The organism is Bradyrhizobium sp. 25ACV (assembly GCF_054863005.1).
On the sequence record NZ_JAVAYO010000012.1, the window covers coordinates 151671 to 177329 of the forward strand.

At 61.6% G+C, this 25659-nt stretch carries 21 protein-coding genes; 5 read left to right on the forward strand and 16 right to left on the reverse strand.

Going from position 1 to position 25659, the window contains the following annotated elements; all coding sequences use genetic code 11:
• Nucleotides 1-29: 29 nt before the first annotated feature.
• Both RAD04_RS26200 and RAD04_RS26205 read left to right on the forward strand, forming a co-directional pair.
• Complete coding sequence (locus RAD04_RS26200; RefSeq protein WP_461626153.1) at nucleotides 30-455, forward strand: MarR family winged helix-turn-helix transcriptional regulator; 426 nt, start codon at nucleotides 30-32, stop codon at nucleotides 453-455.
• A gap of 713 nt (nucleotides 456-1168) precedes the next feature.
• Complete coding sequence (locus RAD04_RS26205) at nucleotides 1169-2608, forward strand: FAD-binding oxidoreductase (protein WP_461626087.1); 1440 nt, start codon at nucleotides 1169-1171, stop codon at nucleotides 2606-2608.
• A 248-nt stretch (nucleotides 2609-2856) separates the two neighbouring features.
• On the opposite strand, the gene RAD04_RS26210 is transcribed toward RAD04_RS26205, so the two are convergent.
• The 12 genes from RAD04_RS26210 to RAD04_RS26265 all read right to left on the reverse strand — a co-directional run bounded on the left by RAD04_RS26210 (nucleotide 2857) and on the right by RAD04_RS26265 (nucleotide 17463).
• On the reverse strand, nucleotides 2857-4179 hold the full coding sequence (locus RAD04_RS26210; RefSeq protein ID WP_461626088.1) for an NAD(P)/FAD-dependent oxidoreductase: 1323 nt from the start codon (nucleotides 4177-4179) through the stop codon (nucleotides 2857-2859).
• A gap of 145 nt (nucleotides 4180-4324) precedes the next feature.
• Nucleotides 4325-5797, reverse strand: a complete 1473-nt coding sequence (locus tag RAD04_RS26215) for an aldehyde dehydrogenase family protein (RefSeq protein ID WP_461626089.1) — start codon at nucleotides 5795-5797, stop codon at nucleotides 4325-4327.
• A gap of 77 nt (nucleotides 5798-5874) precedes the next feature.
• A complete protein-coding gene (locus RAD04_RS26220; RefSeq protein WP_461626154.1) occupies nucleotides 5875-7044 on the reverse strand; it encodes a DSD1 family PLP-dependent enzyme in 1170 nt (389 codons plus the stop codon).
• A gap of 26 nt (nucleotides 7045-7070) precedes the next feature.
• Complete coding sequence (locus RAD04_RS26225; RefSeq protein ID WP_018321793.1) at nucleotides 7071-7943, reverse strand: GNAT family N-acetyltransferase; 873 nt, start codon at nucleotides 7941-7943, stop codon at nucleotides 7071-7073.
• A 218-nt stretch (nucleotides 7944-8161) separates the two neighbouring features.
• Complete coding sequence (locus RAD04_RS26230; protein ID WP_461626161.1) at nucleotides 8162-8296, reverse strand: hypothetical protein; 135 nt, start codon at nucleotides 8294-8296, stop codon at nucleotides 8162-8164.
• 18 nt (nucleotides 8297-8314) lie between these two features.
• Nucleotides 8315-9283 (reverse strand): homoserine kinase, encoded by a 969-nt coding sequence (locus tag RAD04_RS26235; RefSeq protein WP_461626090.1) that lies wholly within the window; start codon nucleotides 9281-9283, stop codon nucleotides 8315-8317.
• A 34-nt stretch (nucleotides 9284-9317) separates the two neighbouring features.
• Nucleotides 9318-10745, reverse strand: a complete 1428-nt coding sequence (gene thrC, locus RAD04_RS26240; RefSeq protein ID WP_183234877.1) for a threonine synthase — start codon at nucleotides 10743-10745, stop codon at nucleotides 9318-9320.
• Nucleotides 10746-10817: 72 nt separating this feature from the next.
• Complete coding sequence (locus RAD04_RS26245) at nucleotides 10818-12128, reverse strand: NAD(P)/FAD-dependent oxidoreductase (protein ID WP_461626155.1); 1311 nt, start codon at nucleotides 12126-12128, stop codon at nucleotides 10818-10820.
• A gap of 53 nt (nucleotides 12129-12181) precedes the next feature.
• Nucleotides 12182-13060, reverse strand: coding sequence for an ABC transporter permease (locus RAD04_RS26250; protein WP_091966930.1), 879 nt, complete (start codon nucleotides 13058-13060; stop codon nucleotides 12182-12184).
• Between the two features lie 38 nt (nucleotides 13061-13098).
• Entirely contained in the window at nucleotides 13099-14049 is a 951-nt protein-coding gene (locus tag RAD04_RS26255) for an ABC transporter permease (protein ID WP_091966932.1), read from the reverse strand.
• Nucleotides 14050-14104: 55 nt separating this feature from the next.
• Nucleotides 14105-15775 (reverse strand): peptide ABC transporter substrate-binding protein, encoded by a 1671-nt coding sequence (locus RAD04_RS26260; protein ID WP_461626091.1) that lies wholly within the window; start codon nucleotides 15773-15775, stop codon nucleotides 14105-14107.
• On the reverse strand, nucleotides 15772-17463 hold the full coding sequence (locus RAD04_RS26265; RefSeq protein WP_049815061.1) for an ABC transporter ATP-binding protein: 1692 nt from the start codon (nucleotides 17461-17463) through the stop codon (nucleotides 15772-15774). Before RAD04_RS26265 ends, RAD04_RS26260 begins: the two co-directional genes overlap by 4 nt.
• Nucleotides 17464-18103: 640 nt before the next feature.
• Here RAD04_RS26265 and RAD04_RS26270 point away from each other — a divergent pair.
• Together RAD04_RS26270 and RAD04_RS26275 are read left to right on the forward strand one after the other, a co-directional pair.
• Entirely contained in the window at nucleotides 18104-19429 is a 1326-nt protein-coding gene (locus tag RAD04_RS26270) for an NAD(P)/FAD-dependent oxidoreductase (protein ID WP_461626092.1), read from the forward strand.
• Nucleotides 19430-19542: 113 nt separating this feature from the next.
• On the forward strand, nucleotides 19543-20019 hold the full coding sequence (locus tag RAD04_RS26275) for an Lrp/AsnC family transcriptional regulator (protein ID WP_018321783.1): 477 nt from the start codon (nucleotides 19543-19545) through the stop codon (nucleotides 20017-20019).
• 28 nt (nucleotides 20020-20047) lie between these two features.
• Here the strand turns inward: RAD04_RS26275 and RAD04_RS26280 are convergent, their stop codons facing one another.
• The gene (locus tag RAD04_RS26280) at nucleotides 20048-21424 is read right to left on the reverse strand and encodes an aminotransferase class III-fold pyridoxal phosphate-dependent enzyme (RefSeq protein ID WP_461626093.1); all 1377 of its coding nucleotides are present in this window, start codon (nucleotides 21422-21424) and stop codon (nucleotides 20048-20050) included.
• A gap of 343 nt (nucleotides 21425-21767) precedes the next feature.
• Here RAD04_RS26280 and RAD04_RS26285 point away from each other — a divergent pair, with 343 nt between their 5' ends.
• Complete coding sequence (locus RAD04_RS26285) at nucleotides 21768-22457, forward strand: haloacid dehalogenase type II (RefSeq protein WP_461626094.1); 690 nt, start codon at nucleotides 21768-21770, stop codon at nucleotides 22455-22457.
• A 112-nt stretch (nucleotides 22458-22569) separates the two neighbouring features.
• Here the strand turns inward: RAD04_RS26285 and RAD04_RS26290 are convergent, their stop codons facing one another.
• From RAD04_RS26290 to RAD04_RS26300, 3 genes are all read right to left on the reverse strand, one after another.
• A complete protein-coding gene (locus RAD04_RS26290) occupies nucleotides 22570-24027 on the reverse strand; it encodes an NAD-dependent succinate-semialdehyde dehydrogenase (RefSeq protein ID WP_461626095.1) in 1458 nt (485 codons plus the stop codon).
• A 211-nt stretch (nucleotides 24028-24238) separates the two neighbouring features.
• Nucleotides 24239-24595: a cupin domain-containing protein gene (locus RAD04_RS26295; protein ID WP_092252113.1), complete on the reverse strand. Its 357-nt coding sequence runs from the start codon at nucleotides 24593-24595 to the stop codon at nucleotides 24239-24241.
• A gap of 13 nt (nucleotides 24596-24608) precedes the next feature.
• Complete coding sequence (locus RAD04_RS26300) at nucleotides 24609-25532, reverse strand: 2-hydroxyacid dehydrogenase (protein ID WP_461626096.1); 924 nt, start codon at nucleotides 25530-25532, stop codon at nucleotides 24609-24611.
• Between the last annotated feature and the right edge of the window lie 127 nt (nucleotides 25533-25659).

The following is a 25659-nucleotide window of genomic DNA, read 5'->3' on the forward strand; positions in this document are numbered from 1 at the left end:
CGCCGACCCAGTATCTGATCCTGATCGCCATCAAGAATTCGACGGCGGACCAACCGATGGGTGTCAACCAGGTCGCCGAGCGGCTGTACTTGAGTGGCGCCTTCGTCACCAACGAGATCAACAAGCTGGTCTCTGACGGCCTGATCGGAAAAAGCCCGCACCCTGGCGACGGACGCCGCGTGCAACTCACACTGACCGAGCACGGGATAAACCTGTTGATCCGTCTCGCCGCCTTGCAACGCCCGGTGAATGACGCGCTGTTTGGCATGTTGACGCGCGAAGAGTTCAGAGTGCTCTCACAAATGCTGTCTCGTCTTGCTTCCAACGCCGATAGCGCGTTGAAGCTTGCCGAGCACGTCCGGGCGACGCTCACGTCTCAAAATAACGAAGCGTCCAACACCGATCCGAGAATTCGCAAGAAGCGACGAGCAAGCCGTCAAAGCCTGCGGGAGTGACTATCTCGACCAAGGCGTTGGGTGCTAGCGACTGCGTCGTCATAACGAGGGCAGCGCGACCAACCCAGCGAGAGTCTTGGCTCTCGATTGAGTCCGTGAGTAGCCCAACCGCATTGAGGTGGAAACCAATTCAGCCGCAGGACTGAGACTGTTGGTTCAGCACTTGCCCTTCCCCTCAGTCAGAATTTGGCGTGTAGGCTGAACCACAAAGCCCCACACGTTGGCTGTCATGAGATTATTCTTGATCTCTCGGTGCACACATCGTGCACACGCCGCCTTCTAACCAATTGAAAACCCTGAGCTCTCGCTCCAATCCATCATGGGCAAGTTTGAGCTATCTCCAGCAATCGATATCCGATTGGAGCCAATTCAAGGAGGTTTAGTCCATCACCTCTTCCCAAGAGCCACCGCACGGGAGAGTGTCAGTCAACCCCCATTGAAATATGTGCCGCTTTTCAATTCAGCACAGGGCAAGCTACGATCTTGGCTACGGGTAGCGAGCCCCACTTCAAGCACCAGGGCGCGATAGATGACCCGTGCAGTCATCGACTGCTGCTCTCAAGTCCCAAAGGCCTCGCGAGAAGTGTTCGACAGCGGCGCAAGCTGCCGACAATCGCAGCAATTCGGCATTGGTTTCTTCTGAATGACCCCACAACGGCAGCCAATGCGGCACAAACGCGCAAAGATGACCCGATGCCAATCGGGAGCTGAGCATGTCCCAGTCAGTACACGTTCGGGCCTTTCGCGACCTTGTAGGCGACGGAGGCGTCATTGACGACCCGGAGCGGATGGCTGTCTACGTGACGGATCAACACCAGCTTTCTACGGGCTCGACGTTTGCCGTGCTGAAGCCGACGACGACGAAGCAAGTCGCCGACATCGTGCGGTGGGCGGCGCACCACGGCATCGGAATCGTTCCGCAAGGCGGCAACACCAGCTACTGCGGAGGCGCGACGCCCGACGCCTCCGGACGCCAAATCGTCGTGAGCCTCGAGCGGATGGACAGGATTCGCGAAGTCGATCCCGTCTCCATGAGCATCTCTGTGGACGCCGGCACGATCCTGAAGAACGCACAGGACGCCGCGGCGGCCGCCGGACTCCTGTTGCCGCTCAGCCTCGGCGCGGAAGGCAGTTGCCGGATCGGCGGTAACATCGGGACGAATGCCGGCGGACTATCGGTCGTCAGGTACGGGATGACGCGCGATCTTCTGCTCGGAATCGAGGCGGTGCTGGCGGACGGCACGGTGGTTTCCGACATGCGCAAGCTGCGGAAAAACAATACCGGCTACGACGTCAAACAGTGTTTCGTCGGCAGCGAGGGAACTCTCGGCATCGTCACGGGCGCGGTGCTGCGTCTGGCGCCCTTGCCGACCCGCCGCGCGACGGCCTGGCTAAAACTGGCGCGGGGCGCGCCGCTCGCCGATCTTCTCGCCCTGATCCGTCGTGAATCCGCGGACCTGCTGACCGCATTCGAGTTCATGGCGGCCCGATCGATCGCGCTCGCGACCGAAGCAACGACCGATCCGTCCACTCTTCGAGCAGGCCCAGAAGGCGCCGTCCTCGTCGAGTTCGCCTCTTCCTCGCGCCATCTCGATCTCGACGAACCGATGGAAGCCGTTCTGGCGGAGGCGATCGAGGCCGGATGGATCGAGGACGCGTTGCTGGCACAGAGCGGATCGCAGCGGACCGCGATGTGGCGGCTCCGCGAGACCATCCCGGAGGGCGAGAAGCGCCGGAACGGATCGGTCAAGCACGACATCTCGGTACCGCTTTCGTCCATTCAACGCTTTCTGGATCTAGCCGGCTCGCAGGTGCGATCGTATGACGCCGACCTTGAGCTCTCCGTGTACGGGCACGTCGGCGACGGCAATCTGCACTACAACGTGCTCGTTCCTCCTAATGTCGACCGGCTGGAGTTCACCAAGCGGATCGAAAGCAGCCTGTCTCTGCAACTCTACGATACAGCCGCGGAGCTCGGCGGCACGTTCAGCGCAGAGCATGGCGTCGGCCGATTCAAGAAGCATCTTCTGGAGCGGTACGGCGATCTCGGGCGTATCGCGGCGATGCGCCGGATCAAGACCGCCTTTGATCCGGCGGACATCATGAACGCCGGCGCGATCGTTTGCCCATTGGGCGAGAAGTCTGCCCGTTGAACCATCGGCCGGCGAGTTGGCGATGCTTTTCAAGCGGTGGGTCTTCGGCCGATGCACCTCGATCAGCCAAATCGACTTGTCCATAAAGAAAGAGCCACTCCGAAGGAGTGGCTCAAGTTGGGGAGGAAACGCAACTTAGGGACTGCTAAAACCGCGATCAGATCCCGCACGCAGATGAGGATCTTCGCGCACAGCTCCGAATCCTTTGCTCGCCACGGTACGCGTCGGGCCTGAGTCCGGCTCGATCTTCAGATGGCGGAGATGTCCAGCTTCGAGCCGTCGACCAGACGTGACAGCCGGAACGGTGTGGCATCGACGCAAGGCGTGTCGTTGACTACAAGCTCTGAGGCCAGATAGCCGAGCCCCGGGCCGAGACCGAAGCCGTGACCCGAGCAGCCCGCCGCGAGCACGAGGCCTTTCACCCCGTCCACCTGCGACACCACAGGCACTGCGTCCGGCGTGCAATCGACGAAGCCGCCCCAGGCGCTGTCGATCTTGATCTCGCCGAGTTGGGGGAAGGTTCTCCGGACACTCTCCACCACTTGGCTCACCAGCCATTTCAATGGCGGAGGATCCAGCACGCGATTCTGCTCAAAGATCCGATCATCGTTGGCCAGAAGCGCCGTTATCGAATCCGGCCCCGAAACGAACGATTGGCCGATGCCGAGCCTGACGTTCTTCAGGCGACGCAGGAACTGCGGCATAAATTCCCGGCTATACCGGATAGCCTGGGGCGTGATTTCGAGGTTCGCCTTGCCGCTGATCGCAAGCGTGTAGCTGCCATCCAGTCGGCGCGTGATCGTGCAGTAGGGTGTCGAGACCGCCTCGCCGATATTGATTGTGGGAGTGGAACGCAGCGCGGTCTGCCGGATGCTCGCTTGGGGGAAACTGACCCCGAGCGGCCGAAGGAAGCGCGAGGACCAGGCGCCGGCGGCGCACAGCACCGCGCTGGTTCTGATGTAGCCCTTCTCCGTGTGCACGCCCGCAATCTTGCCATTGGCCAGGTCGAGCCCCCGCGCGGCGCATCCCTGATGGATCGTGGCGCCCAGAACTCTGGCCCCCTCAGCGATAGCCGGCGCGGCGAGCGCAGGTTCGGCCTTGCCGTCTCGCTCCGAATAGGTCCCACCGACCCATTTGTCGCGCGCTTCGGGGACGCGCTCGGCCACTTCCGCCCGGCTCAGCAAGCGGGTATCGACGTCGTACTCCCTGGCAACCTCGCGCCACTTTTCCCAGCCGGCGAGCACAGCCTCGTCGTGGGTCGCATAGACGAGACCGCAGCGACGAAATCCAAGGTCCCGATTGATATCGCGCGTGAGCTCGTCCCACAGCCGCATGGAGAGCACCGAGAGCGGCAGTTCGCGCCGGTCGCGGTTCTGCTGGCGGCACCAACCCCAGTTTCGGCTCGATTGTTCACAGGCGACGTGCCCCTTCTCGAGGAGCGCCACGGAGAGGCCGCGCTTCGCCAGGTAATAGGCCGCGGTAGAGCCGAGAATGCCGCCGCCGACGACGACGACGTCGGCCTCGGCCGGGAGATGCTCATCGCTGTGGATACGCTCGACGCGGGGCGACATGGTCCAACGAACCTCGGCAGCCAAGTGCGGAAGCAAATTTTCCGATCAGCCCTTCATCGCATCGTGCGCTCGGTAGAATGTGCTGAAATCATCCAGGACTTCGCAAGATGTTCGGTTTTCTGGCCGTTTGAGCGATACGAGATGCTCAAGCGCGAGAGTGGTAAAATCCGAGGACGGCCTTGGTCTCGAGATACTCCTCCATGCCCTCGATGCCGTATTCGCGACCGTTGCCAGAACGCTTGTATCCGCCAAAGGGAGCATTGGGGTCCCAGTCAGGATAATTGAGATGGACTTGACCCGAGTGGATCTGCCCGGCGACGGTCCGCACCATCTCCATATCGGTGCCTTGCACATGGGCGCCGAGACCGTAGACGGTGTCATTGGCGATCGCGATCGCTTCGTCCACGGTGTCGTAGGGAATGATCGACAGCACCGGGCCGAAGATTTCCTCCTGCGCGATCCTCGTGTCGGGACGGACGTTCGAGAAAATGGTCGGCCGCGCATAGAAGCCAGTCCGGAGATCGTCGGGCCGCCCTCGCCCGCCGATGACGAGCTTGACGCCTTCTTCCAGTCCGACGCCGATCATGGTCTGGATGCGCTCGAACTGCGGCCGGTTGGCGATCGGACCATGGGTCGTGCTTTCCGCAAGGGGATCGCCGACCACCAGTTCAGAAGCGGCCGCCGCGGCCAAGGTCTCGACCTCCTCGATCCGTGAACGGGGCACGAGCATGCGCGTCGGCGCGCTGCAGGATTGGCCGAGATTGCGGAAGGCTGCGGCGACGCCAAGCGGAACAGCACGGCTGAGATCGGCGTCCGGCAAGATGATATTTGGCGACTTGCCGCCGAGCTCCTGGGCAACGCGCTTGACGGTGGGCGCTGCCGCTTGCGCGACGAGAACGCCGGCGCGCGTCGAGCCGGTGATCGAGATCATGTCGACCAACGGATGCGACGCGAGAGCGGCGCCCACGATCGGACCTGTCCCATTGACGAGGTTGAAGACGCCGGGCGGACAATTGGCATCGTCCATCAACTCCGCGAACAGCAACGCGCTCAGCGGCGACAATTCGCTCGGCTTCAACACCACCGTGCAGCCCGCCGCGAGCGCCGGGCCGACCTTGGCTGTGATCTGGTAGAGAGGCCAGTTCCAGGGGGTGATGAGGCCGCAGACGCCAATTGCCTCGCGCATGATCGCGGTGCTGCCGCGCGCGGCGATGAACGGATAATTCGCGAGATTGTCGCGGGCGACGCGGATATGTTCGGCGGCCAACGGCACCTGGGCGCGGCGCGCGTAGCTGATCGCAGCTCCCATCTCGCACGCAAGCGCCTGCGCGAACAGCTCCAGCCGCTCAAGGAGCAAGGCGTGAATCCGGTCGAGCAGCGCCGCTCTTTCAGCAAGCGGTGTCATGGACCAGCCGGCGAAGGCTCGTCTTGCGGCTGCGATGGCGCAATCCACGTCATCGTCATCGCCGAGCGCGACGTCGGCGATCGGCTGCTCCGTCGCCGGATTGACGACAATTGCTGCTGCCGCGACTGATCCGATCGGCTTCCGCCATTCTCCGTCGATGTAGAATTTTCCGAGAAAGCCGGCTTCCGTCAAATGTCGAAGGGGCGAGGTCATTGGAAGCTATCCTTGATCCGGCAGTGGGCGCCGATCCGCGGCAGGAACCAGAGAGAGCCGGGAATGGCCGGCCAGCCCTACCAGCCGCGCATCCGGGGCCATCGGGCGTGAATCGCGTCGCTGCCCGCGGAGACGACGTTGTACAACTCATGTTGCGACGCCGTCGCACAGGCGTGATTGGGGAGAATTCTGACCTTCGCGCCGATCGAAAGATTGGGCAAAGCGTGCGCCGAACCGGGCCTGTTGGCGAGGATCCCGTGCTCCTGGCTTGCCTGCGAAACGATCAGGTCCGGATAGACCTTGCCGGCCAAGTCGCAGACCAGACCATATCCCTGGTCGACCCGCTGCGCCGCGGTGCCGCGGTCGCGCGACAGCGCCATCCACCCGGCATCGACCAACATCCAGCCCTTCTCGGGCTTGGTGCCGATCACAGTGGCAAGCACCGAGATCGCGATGTCGTCCGTCGTGCAGACACCTACGCCGTGCATGACCAGATCGAAGAACATGTAGACTCCCGCCCGCATTTCCGTGACGCCCGTCAGGTCTTCGGCGAAATGCGCGGTCGGGGTTGAGCCGACGCTCACGATGGGGCATTGGTGCCCGGCCGCTCGCAAGGCCTCCGACGCGGCAACCGCCACCGCTCTCTCATTCTCCGCGGCCGAGACGAGAGCCTCCGGCGTGAACAGGCTGTAGGATTCGCCGGCATGGGTGAGAACGCCGGCAAGCTTGACGCCGGCCTCGCCCAGCGCGACCGCAACTGCAATGAGCTTTGGATCGTTCGCGGTCAGCCCGCCGCGGTGACCATCGCAGTCGATCTCGATGAACGCGGTCGGTGTGACACCAGCGGCACGACCGGCGGCGCCGAGCATTCTCGCCTGCTCCGGCGAATCGAGCAGTACCTTGAGGTCAACGCCTGCTTTGCGCAGACGCATCGCTCTTTCAGCCGTGTGGGGCGCCAGACCCACCGCATAAGTCATGTCGCGAAAACCGTGCCTCGCGAAATACTCGGCTTCCGCCAGGGTAGAGACAGTGATCGGCCCCGATCCGGACGGATGGGCCCGTCTGGCCACGTCGATGGATTTCGCGGTTTTCATGTGGGGACGCAGCACGACGCCCCGCTCCGCCATGCGCGAGGACAGGCGGGCGAGATTGCGATCGAGCCGATGCACGTCGAGCAGGAGAGCCGGCGTTGCCAGCGTGCCGAGCGTTGCGGCCGTCTCGGAGTTCTGGTGATCCGTTCCGCTCATCTCCTCGCGTCGCACGTCGATGTCTCCTAGCCGAACGACTGATTGGGAATCGCAAACACGCGCGCCGGCCCGCTTGATGGTGCCGGCGTGCCCAAGATCATTGTGGTGGCATCGCCGACCTGCTCCAGGCCGATGCCTTCAAGCCAATTCCCGAGCTGCGATGTGGCAGAGGTGTCGATGCGGACAAAACCACTGCCGAGCCGCGCGAGCGCAGCCTCGATCAGCGCCTGTGCATCGGTCTCGGTTTCGGCGACGACGGGACCGATGACATGCCCGCGGCCAAAAAGCCGGGAGATGGCGTAGCCGCGGGCCATGCCGTCACGCTGCAGGAGATAGCTATCACCGCTTTGGAGTAGCTTTTCGAGCATCTGTCGTCTCTCCAAGCCCGTAGCGTCGCGATCGAGTCGCATGATCACCTCGAAATCCGAGGCAGCCATTGGCCTGACGAGCCCCGGCGGCGACTCGTGGCGTCCTCTGGGAATTCCCTGATGCTGGTGGATGACCCCGATGGGGACGAAACCGCGCCGCTGGTAAAGCGCTTGGCCTTCGGCGGTCGAATTCAGCGCAATGCTTCGTGGACGCGCGGACGTCAGCAACGCATCCATGAGCCGGGCCCCATAGCCACGGCCCTGAGCGGTCTTCGCGACGATGATCATACCAGCGGAAGCATGGGTTTCGCCATACGGCCACCATGCCGCGGTCCCGATCACCGTCCCAGCGTGTTCCAGAACAAAGCCTTTGCCCAGCTGCAGCGCGACATCCCAATCTTCGAGCCGATAGGGCCAGGACATCTCCTGCGAGAGCTTCAGGGCGCCTTCCAGGTGTGATCTGGCGAATGGAACCAGCACCGCGGCTCGATCGTCGCGATCTCCGGCCTGGTAAGCTGCGGGCTTCATCATTGGTCGACGTTTCTCTTGCTCGCGGTACTTGTCGCCAGTACCTGATTGACGGCGAGGTCCACCTGATCCTCGCATCGTCCGCACTGTACGTTTCACCAGACAGCATTACACAATTGGACTGGAGCAAAGTTCGGCATAGAATTTCATTGTTCGCGGCTCGACGCGGCCAATCTGCCGTCAGCGGCGGGCGCGCCAGGACGGCGCTCGAAAGCGGGCCGTCAGAGCTGACGCCTCACATGCGGCGGGAGCACCACTGCAAGCGCCAGACGGTGCGGATTGACGTCGGTTATCACGACGTGTCGCGCGCCGACGCGTCGGGCGACCGCGGCGCGGCCTTCGAGAGTCGGCGTCATAATTCCCCCCAATCTCCGCTAGGGCGCCATTTCGGCGATCATCATGGGGATCTCTCCACGCAGCACGCGCAACATGCGCTCGAAGTGACCCGGATCGTGTGGCTTTAGGAGCGTAGCTTTGCGGGGCAGATATACGTCCCACAGGCGCGACAGTAAAAACCGAAATGCCACAGCGCGCTGCATCGCGGGAAGCAGCAAGCGCTCCGAAGGAGTCAACCTCCGGACGCTCTCATATGCGTCGAGGAAGGCGATGACTCGCTCCTCGTCGTAACGGCCGGCGGGACCATCGATGCACCAATCATTGACGCACACTGCAATGTCGAACAGAAGCGCGTCGCACCCGGCGAAATAGAAATCAAGAACGCCGGACAGTTGCCCCCGCTCAAACAAGGCGTTGTCGCGAAAGAGATCAGCGTGCACCGGTCCCCTGGGCAGTTGCCGGTAGGTCGAGGACAAAGCGACCTGGTTCTGAAACGCCAATTCACTCGCGAGCAGCGAGCGCTGTCCAGCAGATGCATAGCGGCTGACCACCGGCACAACCTCGTTCCACCACTGGAGGCCGCGCGGATTTATCTGTTGTCGCGGGTAATCGGCCCCAGCCAGGTGCACCTGCGCGAGGAATTTTCCGACGGCACCACAATGCGCGACCGTAGGCTCCATCTCGCTTGCACCGGGAAGCCTGGTAACGACGGCGGCAGGCCGCCCCTTCAGTGAGTGAAGGATTTCGCCGTCACGGTTGGCGACCGGATTGGGGACGGGCATGCCCCGCACCGCAAGATGCTTCATGAAGTGGAGGTAAAACGGCAACTGCTCGAAGGGGAGGCGCTCAAAAATGGTGAGCACGTACCCTTCCCGATCCGTATCGACGAAGTAGTTGGTATTCTCAATTCCGCTGGTGATCCCGCGAACGGAGCGAGGCGCGCCGAGACCCAGCGCTCGAAAGAACGCTGTGACTTGGTCGAATGACAGCTCCGTGAATACGGCCATGGGTTGACGCGACCTTCGTTCCGATATCTGCCGTTCAGCAGGCTTTATCGCGCACAATCTCGGTGATGTAGTTCTTGACAGCCTGGGCATTCGCGGGAAGGACTTTGACCCGCCTCGGCAACTTCTCAATGCCATCGTAGCTTTGCGGGCGATCGGGCTCACGGCCCAGAGCTTCCTTGATCGTCGCGGCGAATTTGATCGGCAGAGCAGTTTCGAGCACAATCATCGGCATCTCGGGACTCGCGTGCATGCGCCCGACCTTCACGCCATCTGCCGTATGTGGATCGATCACGGTGTTCCGACGCTTCCACGTGTCACGGATGGTCGCGAGCCGATCGGCATGTGTGCTCCTTCCGCTACGGAAGCCGAAACGGGCTGTAGCCTCTGCAAATCTGGATTCTCCACTCAGATCGAACGAGCCTCGCTCCCCGAGCTGATCAGCAAACAGCGATTTCGTTCGCTCTGCGTCCCGATCTAACAAGTCGAATACAAAGCGTTCGAGATTTGAAGCCTTGGAGATGTCCATGGACGGGCTTGAGGTTTCGAGCGTGTCTGCGCGACTTCGGACGCGATACACCCCGGTACGGAAAAACTCGTCGAGCACGTCGTTCTCGTTGGTCGCAAGGACCAACCGGGATATTGGAAGCCCCATCATGCGCGCAACATGCCCCGCGCAGATGTTGCCGAAATTCCCCGAAGGCACTGCAAAGCTTACACTTGTCGTCCCCCGTTCGGACGCCTGCAGATAACCGGAGAAGTAATAGACGACCTGCGCAAGGAGCCTCGCCCAGTTGATCGAGTTCACCGCACCGATTTTGTATTTCTGCTTGAACTCCAGATCGCTCGCCACCCGCTTGACGATGTCCTGGCAATCGTCGAAGACGCCTTCTATCGCGATGTTGTGGATGTTGTGGTCCTGGAGGCTGAACATCTGAGCTTGTTGAAAGGCGCTCATTCGTCCGCGGGGCGAGAGCATGAACACCCGCACCCCTTTCTTGCCGCGCATGGCGTATTCTGCCGCGCTTCCGGTATCGCCACTGGTCGCACCAAGAATGTTCAAGTTCTCCTGCCGGCGCGCCAGCTCGTACTCGAGCAGATTGCCGAGCAACTGCATGGCCATGTCCTTGAACGCCAACGTGGGACCATTCGACAGTTCCTGGAGGTAAAGTCCCCTCTCCAGCTTTCGCAGCGGCGCGATGTCAGGCTTTCCGAATATCTCCGGCGTGTAGGTCTTTGCACAGATGGCATTCAGGTCGGCGGAGGGAATATCGCCGACATAGAGCGACAGGATCTCGAAAGCCAGGTTGGCGTAGGACAGCGTACGCCACGCATCCAGCGTGGCGTGGTCCACACGTGGATAGGTTTCCGGGACGTACAGCCCGCCATCCGGGGCGAGGCCTTCAAGCAATGCCTCGCAGAATTGCTTGCGGCCTGAATGGCCGCGCGTGGACACGTACTGCATCGTTAATCTTCTTTAGAGAGGCGGAAGTGCCTCCGGAACTCAGACCTGGGTTGTAAGCTGTGCTGCCGGCCGTCAACGGCTGGCGCGCCACATCGCGATCCGGTCACGCATCCGGTAGCCTTGAATGAAGGCAGGCATGAACCACGGATTGCCTCGATAGAACGGGATGAAGGCCGGAGGCCTGAAGTCGAACGCGGTGCGCGCCCTCTCCTCGTGTCCCATGAGCTTGTGGGCCGCATGCATACCGACCCATGGCGCCCAGACCACGCCCGACCCGCAGAAGCCGCTGGCATAGACGATACCTTCCTTCTCGAAAATGCGCGGAATCATGTCGCGGTTCATGGCCACATGGCCGAACCAGGTGTGAGAGAGGCGAACGGCCTCCAGTTCAGGGAACAGATTCACCAGGCCCTTGCGCAGAAGCAGCTTCGGGGCGACGGGGTCGCCGACACGAGAGCTGTCGCGGCCGCCCAGCAAGATGCGTTTGCCATCAGGCGAGGGCCGATAATAGAAGCCGACCTCCCGGTTCTCCGTGATCATCATGCGTTTCGGCATCAGCCGCGCCATGACTTCGGGCGCAAGCTCCTCCGTCGCAATGATCCGGCTGCGAACCGGGACCAGCCGACGGCGCAGGAAGGGCACGGCGCCGTCGGTGTAACCGTTGGTACACACCAGCACCTGACGCGCCTGCACCGGACCGGCCGCGGTGACAACGCGGAAACCGGAGCCATCTCTGTCGATCGAGATCACGGGCGTCCGGGCGTGGACTGTCAAACCGGAAGCGAGCGCGACCCGCAGCAGTTCGGCGTGGAATTTCGCCGGGTGCAGCCCGCCGATGTCCATCCGAACCGTACCGCCGCGATAGACATCGGTGCCGATATACTGGCGCTGCTCGGCATAGGGAACTGCGTAGGCTTCGATCCCAAGCTTCTTTGCGAGCCGCTCGGCGGTGCGCGCGATGGCTTCGTATTGCTCATAGCCGAAGGCGCCCTTAAACTGCCCCACCGGCTGGAAGTCGCAGGCGAGTCCTTCCGTCCTGATGAAATCGTACAGGAACTCGCGTGCGGCCTTACCTTCCGCCTCGATCGCCAGCGCCCTCTCCTCTCCGAACCGGCGCGTGAGCGTCGCGTAATCGGGCCGAATGGATCCGCTGGTGATACCGCCGTTGCGCGTCGAAGCTCCTTCACCAGGGTCCATGGCATCATAGGCCGCAACCGAGCGGCCCTCGCGCGCCAGCACCAGACCGGCCGAGAGCCCTGCATAGCCCGCGCCCACGATCAACACGTCGAGCTTCTTGGCTATTGGATGCTGAGGCGGCGGCATAAGCGGCGCGGCTTCCCACCAATAGGGCGTGGCCTTCTCGGCAACTCTAGGCGCATGCATGGCTTTGCTTCTCGTATGGTTGCTGGGTTCAGCCGCGGCTCGGTTCAAATCGTTCAGATGTGGTCGTTTCGAACGTCGAGGGCATCTCGCAGACCGTCACCGATGAAATTGAAGCTCGTCACCGCCATCGTAATGGCGGCACCGGGAATGATGGCGAGCCAGGGAGCGCTCGCCAGATATTGCTGGGCGCCATTGAGCATGTTGCCCCAGCTGGGCAGCGGCGGCTGGATGCCGTAGCCGAGAAAGCTGATATAGGCCTCCAGAAGGATCGCGCGCGCCACGGCCAGACTTGCGGCGACGATGATGGGACCCATGGCATTGGGCAGGATCTCGCGGAACATGATGTGCGACCTGCGAAGCCCGACCATGCGCGCAGCCTGGACGAACTCGCGCTCGCGCAGCGAACGGACCTCGGCCTCGACGATTCGCGCAGTCTCCATCCAGCTCGTGACCGCAATGATCACGGTGATCATCGCCGGGCTCGGCCGCAGCGTTGCGGCCAGCGCCAGCACGAGAAAGATCGAGGGATAGGACAGGAAGCCATCGACCGTCCGCATCAATGCCGCCCCGACCCAACCCCCGCGATAGCCGGCCGTCACGCCAATGAGCGTACCGATCAACGTCGACAGCAACATCGCGGAGAATCCCACCGCCAGCGAGACGCGCCCGGCCATCAACAGCCGCACCGCGAGGTCTCGCCCTAAGGGATCCGTGCCCAAGTAATGGTTGCCTGTCAGGGGCGGAGCAAAGCGGGCGCGCAGATCGATGTGGAGCGAATCGTAGGGCAAGGCATAGGGACCGATGGCGCACGCCAGCACGAGCAGGGTGATCATCGCGATTCCCAAGAGCGCCAGGTGGTGACGCATGAAGCGGATAACAGCACGGCTGTGCCACCAGCGGGCCGGAGCTGCGTGCGCGACGATGGCGGTCATATCTACTCGCTCCTCTTATCTGTCGTGAGTCCGCAGGCTCAGGCCAGGCGAATGCGCGGATCGACGGTGGCGATCACGATGTCTGCGATCAGATTACCCAACAGGACCAGGATGGCCGAGAAGATCAACAGCCCCATCACGACCGGATAGTCGCTGTAGCCAAGGCTGTCGAGAAACAGCCGCCCCATGCCCGGCCAGGTGAACACGGTCTCCGTGACCAGCGCGCCAGTGAGAATGCTGGGCAATTGCATCCCTGCCAGCGTGATCATCGGCAACAGCGCATTGCCGATGACATGCTTCAGCAAGATGCGGCGTTCGCTCACGCCCTTGGCCCGGGCCGTCTTGACGAAATCCTGACTGAGCGCATCGAGCGTTGCCGTCCGCATGTAACGGCTCCAGATAGCGACATGAACGAGGGACAGCACCAGGCTCGGCAAGATCAGGTGATGCAGATAGTCCAGTATCGAGCCGTCGCCGATCGTGTACATGTTGCCCGCGGGCACCCAACCCAGCTTCAGGGTGAAGATGTAGATGCCGATCAGGCCGAACCAGAACGTCGGAACGGACAGCGCCACCATGGCGCCGACAGTCGCGCAGTAGTCGAACAGCGAATAGCGGTGGGTCGCGCCGCGGATTCCGATCCAGGCACCGACCCCGATCGCAAATGCGGTGGACGTACCCATAAGCAGTAGCGTCGCCAGCAAGTGTCGACCAATCACCGTCAGCACCGAAGAGCCATCGCGGAACGAGTGTCCCCAATCTCCCTGGAGCAGCCGCCAGGCCCAATCGAGATACTGCATCCATAGCGGCCGGTTCAACCCGAGTTGCGCTGCGAGCCGCTCCACATCCTTCTGGGTCATCCCCGGATCGAGCCCGAACTGCGCGAGAGGACCACCCGGCATGAGGTTGAGAACCGTGAAGCCGATGATCGAGACGATCACCAGCAGCACGATGCTCTGCAGGAGACGATTCAGCAGGAAGGCGGACATTCGAGTCCTCCATTAGCGTGACAACACCGTCCGACGCGGTCCGTCCGGCGAGACATCAGCTCGCCCAATACCAGGCGAGCGCGTTCCAGGACTCCGTGCGCGTGTTGCCATTCGGCACGAATCCATTGATCCCCTTCTTGAGACCTTGGACCGAGTTGCTCTGATACAGCGGTAGGAAAGGCAGATCGCGGCGCACGAGTTCCTGTACGCGAAAGTAGATCGCGCGCCGCGCTTCGGGATCGAAGGTGCGCGCGCCTTTGTCAAGGAGGGCATCGACCTCCGGATTTGCGTATTGGGCATTGTTCGAGCCGCGGCCGCCCTTCGCTGCGATCGAGCGCGAGTGGAGGCGATTGGTGACGTCCGGATCGGCGCCAATCAGATACGAGCTGCCTACGATCACGGAATCGAACTGCGATTGCACCCAGAAATCGCCCCACATCACGGCCGCGGGCAAGTTCGATATCTTCATCTCAACGCCGAGCTGAGCAAAGGTCTGCTGCAGGAACTGCTGCACCTGTTCACGAAGGGGATCGCCCGACGTGGTCGAATTGGTAAAGGACAGGCGAACGCCGTTCTTGGCGCGAATGCCGTCCGCGCCCTTTGCCCAGCCGGCCTGGTCGAGGATCTTGCCCGCGCGCTTTACATCAAATTGGTGCAGGGGCAGATTGGCGTGGAAGAAGAAGGACTGCCGCGGCATGAACGTCTCTGTCGGGGTAGGCACCCCGTAATAGAGCCCCTGAATGATCGCCTCCTTGTCGATCGCCGCGTAGAGCGCCTCGCGAACGGCAAGCTCCTTGAACTGCGGGCGCTCAAGGTTCAGGTAGAAGGATTCGAACGAGGTCCTTGGGACGAGCGTCACCACACGGTTTGGCAGCGTCTTGGCTTCCCCGTAGTGATCGGGCGTGACGTAAGGCTGGCCTACGAGATCAATGTCGCCGCTCTTGAACTGGGTGTAGAGGACCGTGAGATCGGGAATGTATTTGAAGACCAGCCTCTCGATGTGAGGACCATCACCGAAGTACTCGGTGTTCGCAACGAGTTCGAGATGATCACCAGCAACCCTCTTGCCCCACTTGAAGGCGCCGGTACCAACCGGCGCCTGGTTGAAGGCGGCGTTGTTGGGATTGGCCTCTTTCTCGAGGATGTGCTTGGGGACGATGAAGGTTTCGGTCAGGAACGACAGATATGGCGCAAAGGCCTCCTCCATTCGCCACGTGATCTCCGTCGGCGAGACCACCGTGATGTCGCGCACGAGAGCATGGCCGGCCGTGCGCCAACTCCGGAAGTTCGGATTCGTAATCAGCTCGAGCGTGAACTTCACGTCCTCGGCGCTGAACGGTTTGCCGTCGTGCCAGCGGACATCGTCACGCAAACGAATACGCCAATTGAGACCGTCTTCCGAAATGCCGCCATTCTTCTGGTTCGGCACTTCCACGGCCAGGTTGGGCTGAATAACGCCCTGAGGATCGATGCGAAACAGCGCGTCGAAGACCGAGAAATGCACGCCATCATCGACTTCAATGTGTACCATCAGCGGATTGAAGACGGTCGGCTCTTGTCCAAGCCCGACGATCACGCGGCCGGTTGGCTTTGTCGGAGAGGTGCGCGCGTTGGCCGGCTTGCCCAATAGATTGGGCGCGATCAGGCCGGCAGCTCCGCCGATCGCCACCATTCGCAGAGCATCACGCCGCGAGTAGCTCGATGTCGTTGCAGAACCCTTGGTCATAACGTCTCTCCTCCCTTGTGCTGTCCGCCATACTCTGCATGTTCGGGCATGCTCAGGGGTTGCTCGCCCGGGATTGCTGCCACCAGTTCTCGCGTGTAGGTGGATTTCGGATCGAGGAATATCTGGGACGGCGGTCCGCGTTCCACGATTTGTCCTCGATGCATGACGGCGATTTCATCGCAGATTTGGCTTGCGACGCGCAGATCATGCGTGATGAAGATCATCGAGACGCCGGTCTCCCGCTGGATCTGGTCGAGCAGCTTCAAGATCTGGGCCTGGATCGATACGTCGAGCGCTGAGACCGCTTCGTCGGCAATCAGCAATTTTGGCTTGAACATCAGCGCCCGCGCGATGCCGACGCGCTGGCGCTGCCCGCCGGAGAACTCGTGCGGATAGCGCTCAAAGGCGCCTGCATCCAGGCCGACATGGGACAGAAGCTCCCGCGCACGCTCGCAAGCTTTGTCATAAGGCATGCCATGCGCGACCGGGCCGACAGTGAGAATTTGACCGACCGTCGATCGCGGATTGAGCGATGCGAAAGGATCCTGAAAGATCATCTGGATGTTCGGCCGTAGCGGCCGAAACTCGGCTTCGGAAAGCCCAGCGATGTCGCGGCCTTCGAACAGAATCGAGCCGCCGTCGCACTCCATGAGCTTGATCAACAGCCGACCGAGCGACGACTTGCCCGAACCGCTTTCCCCGACGACGCCGAGCGTGCGACCCGACGTGAGGTCGAAGCTGACCCCATTGACCGCAGGCACGATGCGCTGCGTACGGAAAAGCGCGCTGCCGCTGCGATAAGTCTTTGCCAGGCATTCGACCTTCAGGATCGACGCTCGCTCCAGGGCTTCCGAGGGAACGCGGTCCTTCCCGGTCAGGTGGGGCACGGCTGCGATCAGACGGCGCGTATAGAGATGACCGGGCGACTTCAGCACCTGCGCGGCACTGCCCTGCTCCACGCAATGGCCCTTCTCCATCACCACAACGTGGTCGGCAATCTCCGCGACGACGCCGAAATCATGGGTAATGAACATGACGCTCATTCCCTTGCGGCGCTGAATGTCGCGGATCAATTGCAGGATCTGCGCCTGGGTCGTCACGTCGAGTGCGGTGGTCGGCTCGTCCGCAATCAGGATCGCAGGTTCGAGAGCCAGAGCCATAGCGATCATCACCCGCTGCCGCTGCCCGCCCGAAAGCCGGAAGGGATATTGGTGATACATGAGCTGCGGATCAGGCAGACCCACTTCAATCAACAAGTCTATGGCCCGGCTGCGGCGCGAGGCCGGCGTGCCCACGTCGTGCGCGGCCATCACCTCCTCGATCTGCGCGCCCACGGTCATCAGCGGGTTGAGCGCCGAGAGAGGATCTTGAAAGATCATCGAGACGACTCGGCCGCGCAGACTGCGGAGCTTTTCTGGCGCGAGGCCTACGATGTTCGTCCCATTCAGGTGGATCGCCCCCGAGGTGACCCTGATCACCTTCGGCAGAAGCCCCATGATCGCATTGGCGGTGACCGACTTGCCCGATCCAGATTCTCCGATGATGCAGAGAATCTGTCCACGTTTGAGATCGAAGGAGATGTTCTCGACGGCGTGGGCCCGCTCCATTCCTTCAGGCAGGCTCACGGTCAGTTCGCGCACCGACAGCGCGACATCGGCGGGGGCTGCAGCCGGCTCGCCAGAGGCCATCGGAACATCCTCCCTTTTTAGCTTCGTTCGGCCATCCTGCTGCGAGCCGCGCCTTCGGTTCTTTGCCTTGCCACGCTTCTTCGACAGGTCGACGATTTGACGTTCGACGTGCCATTCCTCCATTGGAGGCTGCGACATGATTCAGGCCTCCCCGCGCAAGAGGCAAGAACTCTTCTTCGCAGTGCGGCGCCGACCGAACAGGTCAGTTCGATCGAAGCGAAGCATGGATGGTGCCGAGCTCATAGCTTGATCGCTTCTGCCAAGATCTGCTCCTCGACAAGGCTCATGCGGGTTGCCTCTATGGACTTCGATCCTTCGATCCGTTCTGCCGATCTTGACGATTTGAATCACCCTGGAGTCGCCGAAAGCCGGCATCGAAGCAGCAGGAACTTCTGAAAACGAAGTCCGATTTGGCATTTCAGTCTGCGCCGCCAGCCCTGCCGCGGCGGCGCGCGACGGATCGCAGGAGCACGTGCATCAGTCTCGTCGCCTGCAAGCTGCGACCCAAGCAAAGTATTTTCGCAATAATAGCCTGTGTCAAAGGCAGTAAACCGCAGGATATTCGGTCTCATGGCCAAAGTCCGCGGGGCCTGCCGCAATTCCCCGGTTACGCTACGCAACCACCGGAGATCCCTGTCGGATGAGCGCGCCGCTCCTGCATATCGAATCCAGTCCATCCCTGCCTCGTGAGGCGGACGTCGTCGTCATCGGCGGCGGCGTCGTGGGCGTGTTCACAAGCTACTATCTCGCGCGTCGCGGCCTCAAGGTTGCCTTGCTCGAGAAGGGCCGCGTCGCCGCCGAGCAGTCCAGCCGCAACTGGGGATGGTGCCGACAACAGAACCGCGACGCACGCGAGCTGCCTCTTGCGACCAAGAGCCTCGATCTCTGGGAACGAGTTGCCCAGGAAACGGGTGAACACACGGGCTTTCGCCGCTGCGGCCTATTGTATTTGTCGAACGACGAGAATGAGCTGGCAGGCTGGGCCAAGTGGCGAGACTTCGCCAGGACCGTTGGCGTCACGACGCATCTGTTGAGCTCGGAAGAGGCGAGCGGTCGGGGCAAGGCGACGGGTCGCAAGTGGAAGGGCGGCGTCTTCTCGCCGACAGACGGGACGGCGGACACTTCAAAGGCCGTCCCCATCGCCGCGCGTGCGATCATGGCGGCGGGCGGCACGGTGCACCAGCTCTGCGCCGCGCGCGGCATCGAGCTCAGTGCCGGCCGGGTCAACGGCGTGGTGACCGAGGCGGGCACGATCCGGACGAGGACGGTGGTCATGGCAGGAGGCGCATGGGCATCTTCGTTCTGCAACCAGCTCGGAATTCGCTTCCCGCAGGCATCCGTGCGCGCTTCAATTCTCGCCCTGGCCCCGGGCGCGGCCGACCTGCCTGATGCCCTTTACGCAGGGCTCGTGTCGGCCACGCGACGCGGCAATGGCGGATACACGCTGGCCATCAGCGGGCGCGCGCGACTAGATCCGACGCCGCAGCAGGTCAGGTTCGGCCGCGAATTCCTCCCCATGTTCGCCCGCCGCTGGCGAAGCCTCAGCCCTGGGGCCTTCGAGGGCATGCGGCAAGGCCACGAATCCCTGGCGAAATGGAGGCTCGACGAGGTGACTCCGATGGAGCTGAACCGAACGCTCAATCCCCGCCCCGACATGAGGCAGATTCGGCTGACGCATCGACGCGCGTGCAAGCTGGTCCCCGAGCTGCGGCACCTCGCCATCTCAAACGTCTGGGCCGGCTACATCGACAGCACACCGGACGGCATTCCGGCAATCGGCGAAGTTGAATCCATTCCAGGCTTCATCCTTGCGGCGGGGTTCAGTGGGCACGGCTTCGGGATTGGGCCCGGCACCGGGCACTTGATCGCCGACATCATCACCGGTCGAGCACCGATCGTCGACCCGCGTCCCTACAGGCCGGAACGGCTGAAAATGAGCGCCTGGGGGAAGGTCAGCGAGTTCTGAATTGCAGTTTCCGCCTCGTTGGGAAAAGCTGCTGGTTGATGCTATGACAATGCATATGACGCTGAAGACTCAAAGCCCTGACGCCGTTGTCGGCCCCATCTGATGGCATTGCTATGAAGCTCGATAAGATCGACATCAGGATTTTATGCGAACTGCAGAAGAACGGGCGCATTTCCAACGTCGAGCTCGCAGAGCTGATAAATCTTTCGCCGAGCCCGTGCCTGATGCGCGTCAAGAGGCTCCAGACGGAGGGCTTCATCACCGGCTATTCCGCCCAGATCGATGTTGCCAAGCTCGGACAAACTCTGACGGTCTTCGCTGAAATCACCCTGAAGAATCATCGGCAGATCGATTTCGCTCGCTTTCTCACGACGATCGAAAAGATCGATTCGGTCGTCGAATGCCATCTGGTTTCGGGCGGGTACGACTATCTCGTCAAGTTCATCACCGCGGGGATCAGCGAATACCAGGCGGTCATGGAACGCCTGGTCGAGATGGATATCGGCATCGACAAGTACTTCAGTTTCGTCGTGCTGAAGTCCCCGATCGTGAAATCCCATCTGCCGCTCGAAAGCATCTTCGATAGCTAAGAACAATCTCCGACCGGCAGCGCGGTGATCATCCCTTCATCGCCGCGCGGACGTCCTTGTCTTCGAGCGTCTGGTCGAGCGTAGTCTTTGTCCGCTCGATAATGCCGTCGATGTCGTCATCGGTGCAGCACAGCGGCGGCGCGTAGCCCAGCACGCCTTGCGCGAAGGCGCGGATCACGAGACCATTGTCCCACGCGCGGTCGAAGATGCGGCGCGCCGCGTCGGCTTCCGCCGGCAGAGGCGTCTTGAGCTCCTTGTCAGTCACGAGCTCGATTGCAGCCAGCATGCCGCGACCGCGGACATCGCCGACAAGCGGATGATCGGCAAGCGCCCGAAGACCTTCCATCAGCCGGTGCCCGGCCTTCCGGCCGTTTTCCAGCAAGCCGTTTTCATAGAGATCAAGGCACGCGAGCCCAACGGCTGCGCTGACGGGATGAGCGGAATAGGTGTAGCCGTGGCCGACGGCCACCTTGCCGGCGCCATCGGCAATCGTGTTGTAGACGCCGTCGGACATGAGAACGGCCCCCATCGGCACGTAGCCAGAGGTTAGCCCCTTTGCCGTGGTCATGAGATCCGGCACGACGTCATCCTCTTCACAGGCGAAGAGCGGACCGACACGGCCAAAGCCGGTGATGACCTCATCGGCAACGAACAGAATATCGTGCTCCTTGCAGACCGCATGCATCGCCTTCAGCCAGGACGGCGGCGGAACGAGGACGCCTCCTGACCCCTGTATCGGCTCGACATAGAAGGCGGCGACGCGTTCGGCGCCGAGTTCGGCGATCTTGGCCCGCAAGGCCGCGACCGACGCCGCAATGATAGCCTGGGGATGGGAACCGACAGGGTTGCGATAGGCGTAGTGCGAGGGGATCTTGTGTTGCCAGTTGTATGGCACCCCAAAGCCCGCATGAAAGGCGGGCAGCGCCGTCAAGCCAGCCCCTGCCGTCGACGATCCATGGTAGCCAGACTCGACGGAAATGAACTGGTCCTTCTGCGGCCGCCCTTTGGAATGATAGTAGTACCTGATGAACCGGATCGTACTGTCGATGGCATCGGAGCCACCCAGCGTGAAGTAGACATGGTTCAGATCGGCAGGCGCCAATTCAGCCAACCTGGCCGCCAGCCGGATCGCCGGGTCCGAGCCCAAACCGAAATAGCCCGTCGCATAAGGCAGCTCCTGCAGCTGCCGCGTAGCCGCTTCAACGATGCTGTCCTGTCCGTAGCCGGCATTGACACACCATAGGCCGGCGAAGCCGTCCAGCAATTGACGTCCCGAGACATCGGTCAGCGTCGCGCCCTTCCCTGACTTCAGCACGCGGACACCCGTCGTCTCGTGGCTTCGATAGGATGAGACCGGGTGAATCAGATGCGCGCGATCGAGTTCAATCAGCGAGTTGCTCAACATGTCGTCCTCCAGATCAACCGCAATGTTTGTGCGGCCACCCCGATGTTTTCGCACTCAACGTAGGATGACCAAGACAGCAGTTGCTCCCAGGCTGGACATGGACGAAGGGCATTTTGACTGTCATTGACGATCGGCGCCGCATCTTATGCCGGCATCGGCTTGCGCCAGGCATTGGCGCTCACGTCGGATGCGCCTATTTCGCACAACTCTCTGCCACAGCTCCGATCCGATACGACACAATCTGCTCCCGGTCACCGCGACATCGGTGCTTTATCTTGTCGGGTGCTCGCTATGATGCTTGTCGTACCGGCAAGCGGTGCGTGAGATCGCAAGGATTGGAGCTATGGCGACGTTCAGACCCAAATACATCACCTTCGACTGTTACGGCACGCTGACCAATTTCGACATGGCCGGCGCGGCGAGGAGAGTCTATGGCTCTCAACTTTCTGCCACGACGATGGCTAGTTTCATCAAGGATTTCGCCGCCTATCGCCTGGACGAGGTTCTTGGCGCGTGGAAGCCGTACTTCGAGGTCGTGCATAATTCGGTGGAGCGCGCTTGCAAGCGCAACGGTATCGTATTTCGGCCGGAGGATGCCCAGCGCATCAATGAAGAGATCCACACGTGGGGTCCACATGCCGACGTCCCGGCTGGTCTGGCCAAAGTTGCCAGGGAGATTCCGCTGGTCATTTTGTCGAACTCCATGAAGAACCTCATCATGTCCAACGTGGAGAAGCTCGGTGCTCCCTTCCACACGGTCATCACGGCCGAGGAGACTGGCGCCTACAAGCCACACATGAAGGGCTTCGAATACATGCTCGACAAGCTGGGCTGCGGCCCGGAAGATATCACCCACGTCTCCTCCTCGTTCCGCTACGATCTGATGACCGCCTACGATCTGGGTATCAAGAGCAAGGTATGGGTGAACCGCGGTCACGAGCCGGCGAACCCCTTCTATGAATACGCCGAGGTCTCTGGCATCGGCGGCTTGGCTGCCGCAGTCGGCCTGGAGCCTCTTCGTAAAAGCGCCTAAGCGCAGTTCTTTCGGGATCGCTCGCGGCATTTCAGCAATAGAGATCTGCGCTGGTCAAGGAAAAGGGGGCGGTTCAACCGCCCCCTTTTCTTGTTTCAGATCCGATGGACGCTCAATCCAGGCCGCCGACATGAAGGGCCTTGCTCTCGAGATATTCTTCTATCCCGAGCTGAGATCCCTCGCGTCCCAGGCCCGACTGTTTGACACCGCCAAAGGGCGCAACCTCGGTCGAGATCAGGCCGGTGTTCAAGCCGACCATGCCGAACTCCAGCGCTTCGGCAACACGCCAAGAACGCTTCAGGTTTTCAGTGTAGAAATACGCCGCAAGACCGAAGGGCGTACCGTTTGCGATCGCTATCGCCTCGTCCTCCGTCTCGAACCGGAAAAGCGGCGCGACCGGCCCGAAGGTCTCCTCCGAAGCCAGGAGCATCTCGGTCGTCGCGCCACCGAGCACGAGAGGCCGAGCAAATTGCCGGCCCTCCGGCACCGCCTCACTCTCAGCGATGATCTTTGCGCCTTTATCCAGCGCGTCCATGACGTGCCGCTTGATCTTCTCGATCGCTGCGCCATTGATCATCGGCCCGATTGCGACCCCATCTTCCGTACCGGCACCGACCTTCATTTTCGCGACCTTGCCGGCGAGCTTCTGTGCAAAGGCATCGTAGACACCCGATTGGACAAGAATGCGATTGCAGCAGACGCAGGTCTGTCCGCCGTTGCGGAACTTCGACGCAATTGCGCCCTCGACGGCGCGGTCGATATCGGCATCGTCGAAGACGATGAACGGCGCGTTGCCGCCGAGCTCGAGACTGAGCCGCTTGATGTTGTCGGCGGCGCCTTTCATCAGCAGCGCGCCGACGCGGGTCGATCCCGTGAACGAGATCTTGCGGACGGACTCATTGGCCATCAGCTCCTTGCCAATGTCCGTCGGCATGCCCGTCACGATGTTGATCACGCCAGGTGGAATCCCCGCCCGCTCCGCCAGCACACCGATCGCGAGGGCCGAAAACGGCGTGAATTCAGAGGGCTTGATGACGACGGTGCAGCCCGCGGCCAGCGCGGGCGCCACTTTCCGTGTAATCATCGCGTTGGGGAAATTCCAGGGCGTAATGATCCCGCAGACGCCGACAGGCTCTTTCAAAACCAGAATGCGGCGATCGACCGTGGGAGACGGGACCGTCGATCCGTTGATCCGGCGCGCCTCTTCCGCAAACCATTTGACGAAGGAGGCTCCATAGCGGATTTCGCCGAGCGATTCCGCCAGTGGCTTGCCCTGCTCCAGCGTGAGCAGAAGAGCCAAATCCTGCTCATGGAGTCGCATGAGCTCATACCAGCGCTCCAGCAGCGCGGCGCGCTCTGCATGGGCCTTGGTCTTCCAATGCTTGAACGCGTCGACCGCAGCGCTGATGGCAGCCTTGGTCTCCTCGCACCCCATATCGGGGATGGTGCCAAGAACTTGCTGGCTGGCAGGATCGATGACATCAACCGTCGCCTTCGCACTCGCGTCGCGCCAGTGGCCGCCGATCAGTGCCTGCTGGCGAAACAGATCCTTGTCTTTCAATGCAACCATGTATTTGTTCCCTTACTCTTCGGGGTCAAACCGCCAACACTGCCGGATATGCGATTGGCGAGACAAGCCGTCTCATCTGAGCCATACAGCACCGCGCGCCGCATTTTTCATCGAGAAGGAAGCGTCTGACCGCGTTGAATCCGGTCAGACGGGCACTCGAAAGTCGATTGTTCTGGCCGTCGTTTAGTGAGGCCGCCGTCAGGCATCGTGCTCAGTCATAGTGGCAGACATAGATCTTCCGCACGGTCTCGATCGTGCGCCAGACGCCAACAAAGCCCGGCTTCATCACAAAGCTGTCGCCGGCGCGGAAAGTCTTCGTCTCACCACCTTTTTCCTCGATTTCGATAAGACCCGAGATGATGTGGCAGAACTCGAAGGTGGTGCCCTTGATCGAATGGGTCTCGCCGGGGGTTGCCTCCCAGACGCCCGTCAGCACCTTCTCACCCTTCGAGGCGTCCTGCGCCCAGGTCTTGAAGGACGGATTGCCCGAAATGAGCCGTTCCGGATCCGGCACGGCCTTCTTCGGTACAAAATCCGGATTGGTGTCGATGGCAATCAGAAGTGACATGGCATCTTTCCTGTTAGTAACCGAGCGCTCGATCGACGAGGCCGATCGGATTTCGTCCAGCGCGGTGGCGCCGGATGTTCTCTATGACGGATTGTGCTGCCGTATGCGGTTGCGTCACGGACGCGATATGCGGCGTGATGATCACCTTCGGATGGGACCAGAGTGGATGGTTCTCTGGCAATGGCTCGGGATCGGTGACGTCAAGCATGGCGGCCGCAAGGTGCCCGCTGTCGAGCGCCTCGATGAGTGCGCCCTGGTCAAGCTGCGGACCGCGGCCGACATGCAGCAGCCTTGCTCCCGCCGGCAGGAGAGAGAACAGCTGTGCGTTCAGGATGCCGCTCGTTTGCTCCGTCAGGGGCAGAAGACAGACGAGAATGTCCGTTCCTTTCAGGAAGCTGCCAAGCTGACCATCGCCGTGGAAGCAGGTGACGCCCTCGATCGTTTTGTTGCTGCGGCTCCACGCGGCAAGGGGAAATCCAAACGGCTTGAGGCGATCAATCGCAGCTTGCGCCAACATGCCGAGGCCCAGAAAGCCGACGCGCCGATCGGCAGCCTGGGGCGTTGCAAGAGCCTGCCATAGGCCTCTTCCCTGCTGCTCCCGATAGGCAAGCATCTCGCGATGGAGTGTCAGCACCCCAAGCACGACGTACTCCTGCATCATGCGTATGATGCCATCCTCGATCATGCGCACGAGCTTGACGTGGCCAGGTAGGGTCTCCGGCTTGAATTGATCGACCCCCGCACCGGTGGAAAAGAGCATTTCCAGATTTCGAAAACGCGAGAGATCGTCGGGCGGGTTCCAGGTTATCAGGTACCGTACCTTTTCCGGCTCGAAGCATTCGCTGGAATGATAGAATTCGAGATCAGGGAGCTCGCGCGCAAAGGCCTGCCGGAATATAGCCGCCCGAGCAGCATCGGAATTGAAAAGGAACGCCATCGACGTGGTCCTCTCAGGTCCTCGCCCGGGATGCGGCGCGTTGAGACCGGACTGGCCGGCCACCGAGGGCTGGAAAGGCGGCGAGCCCTACGAAGCCTTCAACGTTCACTGGGGTCACCCTGCCTGC

Coding starts and splice junctions, on each gene's coding strand:
- RAD04_RS26285 (WP_461626094.1), top strand. CDS start 21,768: ATGGCGACGTTCAGACCCAAATACATCACCTTCGACTGTTACGGCACG.
- RAD04_RS26220 (WP_461626154.1), bottom strand. CDS start 7,044: ATGAGCGGAACGGATCACCAGAACTCCGAGACGGCCGCAACGCTCGGC.
- RAD04_RS26260 (WP_461626091.1), bottom strand. CDS start 15,775: ATGACCAAGGGTTCTGCAACGACATCGAGCTACTCGCGGCGTGATGCT.
- RAD04_RS26255 (WP_091966932.1), bottom strand. CDS start 14,049: ATGTCCGCCTTCCTGCTGAATCGTCTCCTGCAGAGCATCGTGCTGCTG.
- RAD04_RS26265 (WP_049815061.1), bottom strand. CDS start 17,463: ATGGCCTCTGGCGAGCCGGCTGCAGCCCCCGCCGATGTCGCGCTGTCG.
- RAD04_RS26250 (WP_091966930.1), bottom strand. CDS start 13,060: ATGACCGCCATCGTCGCGCACGCAGCTCCGGCCCGCTGGTGGCACAGC.
- RAD04_RS26230 (WP_461626161.1), bottom strand. CDS start 8,296: ATGACGCCGACTCTCGAAGGCCGCGCCGCGGTCGCCCGACGCGTCGGC.
- RAD04_RS26290 (WP_461626095.1), bottom strand. CDS start 24,027: ATGGTTGCATTGAAAGACAAGGATCTGTTTCGCCAGCAGGCACTGATC.
- RAD04_RS26295 (WP_092252113.1), bottom strand. CDS start 24,595: ATGTCACTTCTGATTGCCATCGACACCAATCCGGATTTTGTACCGAAG.
- RAD04_RS26235 (WP_461626090.1), bottom strand. CDS start 9,283: ATGGCCGTATTCACGGAGCTGTCATTCGACCAAGTCACAGCGTTCTTT.
- RAD04_RS26300 (WP_461626096.1), bottom strand. CDS start 25,532: ATGGCGTTCCTTTTCAATTCCGATGCTGCTCGGGCGGCTATATTCCGG.
- RAD04_RS26225 (WP_018321793.1), bottom strand. CDS start 7,943: ATGATGAAGCCCGCAGCTTACCAGGCCGGAGATCGCGACGATCGAGCC.
- thrC (WP_183234877.1), bottom strand. CDS start 10,745: ATGCAGTACGTGTCCACGCGCGGCCATTCAGGCCGCAAGCAATTCTGC.
- RAD04_RS26280 (WP_461626093.1), bottom strand. CDS start 21,424: ATGTTGAGCAACTCGCTGATTGAACTCGATCGCGCGCATCTGATTCAC.
- RAD04_RS26210 (WP_461626088.1), bottom strand. CDS start 4,179: ATGTCGCCCCGCGTCGAGCGTATCCACAGCGATGAGCATCTCCCGGCC.
- RAD04_RS26270 (WP_461626092.1), top strand. CDS start 18,104: ATGAGCGCGCCGCTCCTGCATATCGAATCCAGTCCATCCCTGCCTCGT.
- RAD04_RS26245 (WP_461626155.1), bottom strand. CDS start 12,128: ATGCATGCGCCTAGAGTTGCCGAGAAGGCCACGCCCTATTGGTGGGAA.
- RAD04_RS26215 (WP_461626089.1), bottom strand. CDS start 5,797: ATGACCTCGCCCCTTCGACATTTGACGGAAGCCGGCTTTCTCGGAAAA.
- RAD04_RS26205 (WP_461626087.1), top strand. CDS start 1,169: ATGTCCCAGTCAGTACACGTTCGGGCCTTTCGCGACCTTGTAGGCGAC.
- RAD04_RS26275 (WP_018321783.1), top strand. CDS start 19,543: ATGAAGCTCGATAAGATCGACATCAGGATTTTATGCGAACTGCAGAAG.